Origin of the sequence: Clostridium sp. MT-14, assembly GCF_042436595.1 — a bacterium.
Lineage (GTDB): Bacteria > Bacillota > Clostridia > Clostridiales > Clostridiaceae > Clostridium_B > Clostridium_B aromativorans.
The window spans coordinates 1-7,085 of the sequence record NZ_JBHMIY010000062.1 but is presented as its reverse complement, the minus strand read 5'-3'; the positions used below and the strand labels follow the sequence as shown (position 1 = coordinate 7,085).

Annotated in this window: 9 protein-coding genes; all 9 read right to left on the bottom strand. The window is 31.3% G+C overall.

What is annotated here, in order from left to right; all coding sequences use genetic code 11:
• Positions 1 to 285: 285 nt before the first annotated feature.
• Positions 286 to 771, bottom strand: coding sequence for a hypothetical protein (locus ACFHWD_RS20205; protein WP_150358840.1), 486 nt, complete (start codon positions 769 to 771; stop codon positions 286 to 288).
• A gap of 301 nt (positions 772 to 1,072) precedes the next feature.
• Entirely contained in the window at positions 1,073 to 2,032 is a 960-nt protein-coding gene (locus ACFHWD_RS20200) for a hypothetical protein (protein WP_150358841.1), read from the bottom strand.
• Positions 2,033 to 2,348: 316 nt separating this feature from the next.
• Positions 2,349 to 2,951: a hypothetical protein gene (locus tag ACFHWD_RS20195; protein WP_179977723.1), complete on the bottom strand. Its 603-nt coding sequence runs from the start codon at positions 2,949 to 2,951 to the stop codon at positions 2,349 to 2,351.
• Between the two features lie 23 nt (positions 2,952 to 2,974).
• Positions 2,975 to 3,319, bottom strand: a complete 345-nt coding sequence (locus ACFHWD_RS20190) for a hypothetical protein (RefSeq protein WP_179977724.1) — start codon at positions 3,317 to 3,319, stop codon at positions 2,975 to 2,977.
• Between the two features lie 256 nt (positions 3,320 to 3,575).
• The gene (locus tag ACFHWD_RS20185) at positions 3,576 to 4,637 is read right to left on the bottom strand and encodes a ParM/StbA family protein (RefSeq protein WP_179977725.1); all 1,062 of its coding nucleotides are present in this window, start codon (positions 4,635 to 4,637) and stop codon (positions 3,576 to 3,578) included.
• A 14-nt stretch (positions 4,638 to 4,651) separates the two neighbouring features.
• Positions 4,652 to 5,011: a hypothetical protein gene (locus tag ACFHWD_RS20180; protein WP_150358845.1), complete on the bottom strand. Its 360-nt coding sequence runs from the start codon at positions 5,009 to 5,011 to the stop codon at positions 4,652 to 4,654.
• A gap of 163 nt (positions 5,012 to 5,174) precedes the next feature.
• Positions 5,175 to 5,471, bottom strand: a complete 297-nt coding sequence (locus tag ACFHWD_RS20175; protein WP_179977726.1) for a SpoVG family protein — start codon at positions 5,469 to 5,471, stop codon at positions 5,175 to 5,177.
• Between the two features lie 179 nt (positions 5,472 to 5,650).
• Positions 5,651 to 5,890: a hypothetical protein gene (locus ACFHWD_RS20170; protein ID WP_179977727.1), complete on the bottom strand. Its 240-nt coding sequence runs from the start codon at positions 5,888 to 5,890 to the stop codon at positions 5,651 to 5,653.
• 957 nt (positions 5,891 to 6,847) lie between these two features.
• Positions 6,848 to 7,085: zinc ribbon domain-containing protein (locus ACFHWD_RS20165; RefSeq protein WP_378062901.1), on the bottom strand; the 238-nt coding region annotated here is incomplete at its 5' end.

The window sequence follows — 7,085 nt, the reverse complement described above, 5'->3', positions numbered from 1 at the left end:
CCTTCCCTTATAGAAGGAGATTGCGTTTTTCAGTTTTGTTCAATTAAGAAGATTTCCATAGATTATAAAGAGAATAACTACCGCTTTATTGAATTATAAAAAATTATAAAGAGAATAACTAAAATTATATAAGTAAAAATGAAAATAATTGAACTTTTAGTTATCTCAAAATTATAAGCTTTATATAAAATCACTAAAAAAGGAATAAAAGAAAATGCTACTTGTTCGATAATTCTTTTTGTTCTATTTGTTCTATTAGTTTTATCCATTAATAAACTCCTTAATTTATGCAAAAATTATCATTTTTTCACCACTAGCGGGTCTGTAATACTCTATAACTTTTAATCTAACACTTCCGCCCTTACCATAAGCTGATGCTATTACATTTGCACTACTTTGAATTTTAGAAAAATAGGTTTGCCCAAAAAGACTTATATAGCTAGCGGCAACTGCACCAGATTTACCCATAAAACCAAGAGCTACAACTGAGACATTATATGCATATTGTCCAGCAACATAAGTAGACGACCTTATTGTAGATTGATACTTGTTATTTAATGTTCTTAGTTGATTATGTGTAAAAGTATGATAATAGGAAGTTCTGTAAGTCCATGCGGCACTTGGGCTTGGACCTCCACCTAACATAGGTACAAATTTTGCCGATTCTGAATTAACTATACTACTAGCCGAAACTGAACTAAATGTTGTAACCGAAAAAACAGTAGTTAAAAGTAAAAGCGATAATGCTTTTTTTAATTTATGTCTTGTCATTTTTCATACCCCCTTATTTTTCTTATATATAGAAACATAAGTATATTATTCTATATTTGTTTTAAATTTCCTTCAAAATATTATTAGTTTATATAATTTATAAATTTGATTAGTTAAACTTATCATTATATAAAATATTCACGTAAATATATGCCACTATAATAGTAGGTTGATTTTTAATTTTCGGTTCGTAACAAACTTTTTTTCATAACTGTTTACTGAACCATATCGTTTTGACATTTTCAGTTCCTCCCTATATTTTTTAAAATTTACGGTTAATGCATGTTGCATAAGTAAAACCCTACAGTATACCGTCCGGTACTGTCCTTATCCTTACATTACTAAACTCCTTGAACTCCTTCTCAAACTTTACGTACTGGCTCTCAAGGCATACAACAATCAGCTTAAACTTATTTGTCCTATTGTAGCGGTTTATTATCTCACTCTGCTTTACCTTAACTATTTTTTCTCCATCATTGGTTACCAGTACAACAACCTGTCCATCACTGGTTGTATAATCTGCATAGGCCCAATCAGGATCGTCGTAATCCTTATAGAGATATCTTACAACCTTCTCCTCTATGTTTTCACTCCCAATCTTTCCAATCAGATTGAAGCCTGCTTCCTGCCATGGAATTATAAGCTGTTCCTTTACATTCAAAGACATCAAACTTTCGTTATATAGAGCCATTACCGTCTTATCTTCGGCCAGCAGTATTACACGTTCCATTTTCCCATTGGAGGCTTTGTTCATTATTTCCTGTCTTACCTCCTGTATATATCTTTTTTTCAAACTTATAGCTCTGCTTACATATTTTGTACTATCTATTTTTCCAAGGTTATATATGAAATAGGACTTACCACTTGTTTTGCTTATTATTTCCCCGTAGTATTTGTCCTTTCTCTCACTTACAATATCCCTATTCTTCAGTTTCCAGCTGGGATATGTATAATACATCTTTTCAATAGCCATCAGTATTTCAGCTACCTTCCCGATACGTGTTCTTATATACTTTCCTGATGCTACTTCTCTTATATTTTCCATTCCCAGTTCTTCTTCAAGGTACCTTCTACCGTTTGCACCAAGACTACAGTATTTATTGTTCTTAACTATATACTTTTCATCAGCCAGCTTTTTTCTCCTTCGTACAGGATACTGAACTGCACCACCATATATTTTATCTATTGTTCTATTGTTTAGAATTCCATATTCTCCTATCTTTTTAAGCAGATATTCATCCCGCTTTTGAATCCTAATCATAACCAGTTCCCTTTCATTCATTTCATGTTTTTTATAAAAAATGATATATTTTTTTCCATTATTTTCTGCCTTATCTGGCTTTGTTTTATATATTGAAAATGCCTTGAATTTAAGATGGTGATAAAAATCAATTGAGTGCCGTAAAGCACTCTACTTTTGTTTTTTGAAAACCAGTAAATTCAACGGCTACATGTGTTTTTTGTATATACATATTTCACTTAGCAATTTTTAGGTCATTTCTGTACACCTTTTTGAGCCCGCAAACCCGCATTCCTAGGTAGTGATTTTCAAGTGATTTCTGTATACCTTTTTTGGATCAAAAAATACCCTTTTTTATAAACTCGGGAATACTGTCATCTCCAAATATATACAGCTCCATATGTGGATTTTCCCTGTCAAGTAATCCTTCCATTCCATACTTTACAATCTTAAAATTATCATCTTTTATAATTCCTGACTGTCTTATACCATCCAAAAAAGGCTTTATAAATTTGTTATCAACATCGTAAGAACTTACAGGGTTATAGCATTTGAGCCAAACAAACACCTTTTCAAAATGAATGTCATACCCTTTTAAAACATTTCTGGTTTTAGCTTTCCATAATTCCATAAAATAGCCTACTGCCTCATTCCTGGTCTTTATATATATAGTTGGCGGTACTTCAGGTACATATATTTTTATACGAATACCATCATATTCTGAAGTCCAGTTATTTTTCAAAGCATCTCTAAATTTCTTTTCATATTCCGGACTTAATGTTAAAGAACTCACTAATTTCACGTGCTCAGCAGCATTTTTATATAAAAACATTCTGAATCGTTCCAGTGATTTAATCATATCTATCATTTCCCTGGTCTCAACATCACTATTTAACTCAAAAAAAGTATCTATATATTCAATCCTTTCCTCTTTGCTCATAACTCATATCTCCCCCTGTAAAATTAGAACTTAAACATGTCTTCAACCGCACTTGACCACTTGTCCCTGGCATCTTCGGACTCTTTATCCTTATTATCTAAATTGGATTTATCATTATTGTTTTTTATTTTTATTTCAATACCTGAAGATTTTAACTCATCTATTTCTGAAAGAATTTCTTTTATATCCTGCTTCATATCATTCAAATCATTAATTTTATCTTTATTTTGCACATAGAAATTAAGTGCACTTTTAGTTAAATCTGCTCTTTCTTTATTTGTTTTACATTCTGAAAACAGTTTTCTAATTTCATCATCCTCGTGACTTTTTTTTATTCTAAAACTAATCAGAACATCACCTGTATCCATCACCAACTCCCCTTTTTTCTGAAAATGTTACATAGTAAAATCTTTATTATACAAAGTTCAGATACCCAATTTATATTTTTTGTTACATAATACTATAGACAATTTACTTATATCGTTACATTTTCATCAATTAAACTCTGTAGAATCCTTTAAATCCCGGTATTACAGATATGTTACATCATTTTGTTACATTTTTCATTTCAAGTATATTAATAACGGCTGTGATTACATGCAATTACAGCCGTTACAATTCATATTAATGTCCAGCTTTGGATTTGACCTCAGCAAGCTCTGCAATTTTATGGTATCCAAGTGCATTTCCCATCTGAGAATCCTTGGCCAGCTCCAATTTTAATACTTCGGAAACAGCTTTCAAATAGTCATACATGTCTATACTGCCGCCACCAGATGCAAAAACAGTATTGAAATATGCAATTATATCAGTCCACTTTTTAGTAATTTCATTAAGTACCTTCTCTGCTCTGTCTTTCTTGATATCTTCAATATCCCTGGAAAAATCAAGCTGCTGCCTGTTAAAATATATCTTTCCGGTTTCAATTAATCTAAGCAAGCTGCTGTATATAAGTTCAGTACCATATTTTTCTTTAAATAGAGTACTAACATCATTTTCTATCTGAAACATTCCCCCATCAATAGTACCTGAAAATTCAGGTACATATTGTGGAAATCCATTATCATCTATTCTGAAGACAGCATAATCTACAGTTTTTCCTCCCCAGTCTATAAGCCCAATATAGCTTCCTGGAATGGAATACTTTTTTATATTCTCCCATACGGCTGCATAGATAGCTGCAAGGCCTTGTGGTACAAGTTCAACTCGTTGAAATTTTATATGTTTTTTTATATTATATTTAGGTACTTCAACGGTCAGGTCGTAATTCAAAAGCATATTTTTAAATATGTCTTTTTGTTGGCTGAAGCTTGAAATTGGCAATCCTGATACCAGAAATATATCTCCTTCTTTTTCAGGAAGTAATATGGAAGATGCTGCTGCCAGACATATTTTATTTTCTATACTATTACATTTATTATCCAGAAAAGTTGATCTGACATTTCTTTCATTTATTGCAGCATTACCAACTTTGAATTTCTCCTTGTACTTACCATTTGAAATAGTTATATAGAGGTTATTTTCAATACCACTATTCCCAGTCTGATTCGAAAAAAATTTTCTGATATCATCATCTACTTCTGCAGATTTATCCTGAGCTATAACCGAGGGAAAGCATACTTTCTTTCCGTTGTCGGCTACACCCTTTGTATATTTATATCCCAGATCCAATCCTATCTTATACATACATGTCCTCCTTCTTAAAATATATTTTCTCTTTTTGAAAGTTCTGAAATTATATGAATTGAATTTAGCATTATATCCTCCTGCATAAAACTAGGAAAAGATATATACTGCCTGAAATAATTATAAATTGGATGATCCTCTTTAAGGTTTTGTATATATTGAAGGGCATTATCTGCCATTTCAATATCATCCGGCTCATTTATAATTTCTTTAAATTTCTTATCTCCAATCAATACCAAACCTGAAAACCCTCTTATAAAATTCAAATAGAACTGTTCAAAATTAGTAGTACCATGTGATTGCAAATACAGGTGTGTCCTTTGAATTGCCTTGTCAAGAATGACTTGATTCTTCTTCGATAATTCTGTTTTCATGATATGTTTACCTTCCTACAGATATTTTTCTCTTTAACATAATATCCGTATACATATATTATACCAGCCTTGCTGTTTTAAATCTAACCAAAACAAGCCAAAACCGGTTTATGTATACAAAAATTTATGGGACTTTTATAAGAAAGCCCCATAAATATACTTCCTATTTAGTTAGGCTTGTTACAGATACATCTTCTCCCCTATACTTTGACATTACAGCATTGGTTATAGCTGCTCTTGCCTCCCTTGAAATAGGATATACAACATTTTTTCTTGAACCATTTTTCCTTAGCCTGGTTGGAAATCCAAGGAAAATCCCATTGTCTCCATTAACAATCCTTATATCATCTAGTCTTATACTATTGTCCAGAGTAACTGCCACATAAGCAAGTATTCTGTTATTGGGATTGTCCTTTAAAAGAGAACCCGATTTTGATATTCTAATATTTGATATTTCCAAAATTCTACCACTCCTTATATAAGCTTTTATGTTCTTATACAGAATAGCATATATAAGGCATATAAATTATGCTTCATAATTTATATATTCTTTGGGTAATTTCTTGGTATTTTTCTCGGTACTTTTTTGAAAAAAATTTTAAAAAAATAAGACCTGCCATTACAAGCAGATCTTATTTTCTAGTTTAATTTTCTCTGTTTCAATTTTTCTTTAAATTCTTCAATGGAGTTACTCTTAATCACATCCTCAAATAAAAAATTTAAAGTATCTTCATCTTCTATTTTTTTTATTCTGGACATATAAGACGTATCAGAAAATTTAATCCCAAGCAATTTTTCCAATCCTTGTAATAATCCTTCTTTGCGTCCTTTTTCAATTCCTTTTTGCTCTACTGCCGGGTCATAGAAAGTTTTAAGCATCCTACTCACCTCTTCACTATAATTTTTAGGTGGAAATTTTTATAATCCAATTTGTAGTCTTTGCCAATAAGTATAATCATAACTATAAACCATATAATTATATTTAATATAATAAGAAATTTTAACATATTTTTTCATCTCCATGTTTATTTCTTTTATTTTTTGATATAATAAATATAAATAAGAATAAGGAAGTCATTGACTTTTAGAAATAGTAGATAATTAATTTAAGTAGATAGACAGTGGCAGCTGTCTATTTTCTTTTATCTGTAGTATTTATTTTTATATGGAAATTACCAATCTGTACATCCACTTCGATTGATCGTTTGCCATTACATATTATAAATAAGCCTATCACTATTGTTATAGACAGGATTATCTTATCTATATAATTCACATTCGATCACCCCCTCATTAGTTAAAACCAATGACTTCCCACGTATTTTAATGAGAGGGAATTATCTACTACATATAAAGTATATCACAGAAAAGGAGCATATGAATAGCTACCTTTTCTATGATTTTTGCCATATAAAACTTAAAAAAGGGTTAAATCTCTAGGTTTATCTTTTCGTTGTATATATAACTTTTACCAGTTACATTTCCCAATACCATTCTTTGACAAATATATACTTGCCTTTTTCAGGTAAATAAAATACATATAGTGATTCAGCCTTAGCTCCACAATCTGTACCCCACGTATCACAATTACTGTTAATCTTATGTCCTCTTACAGTAAATGTATCACTTATCTCATATTCTCCACAGTCACATTCAGGTTTTGCTATGTTATTTAAATTTTCACCTTCAATAAACTCATATTCTTGTCCATAATCATCATAATCATTAGTGAACTACCACCACTTATAGAAGTGGATGGCTTCTTAGCCAATATTCCTAACGGAACAAGTTTACCTAAGCTCTAAAGGTCGAACCAACCTCAGCGTATTACCAAAATTATATGGCTAATTTCAGCAGATTTTTACTGGCGTTTATATCCCTGTCATGGTGTGTGCCGCATTTAGGGCAAATCCATTCCCTGAGTGCCAGATTTTTCACCTCTCTATTCTTATATCCACAAACTGAACATAATTGACTACTTGCATAATTACCGGGTGCTACTATTATTTTTCTGCCGTACCACTCGGCTTTGTATTCCAGCATTCTTCTGAATTCACTCCAGCTTGCTTCGCTT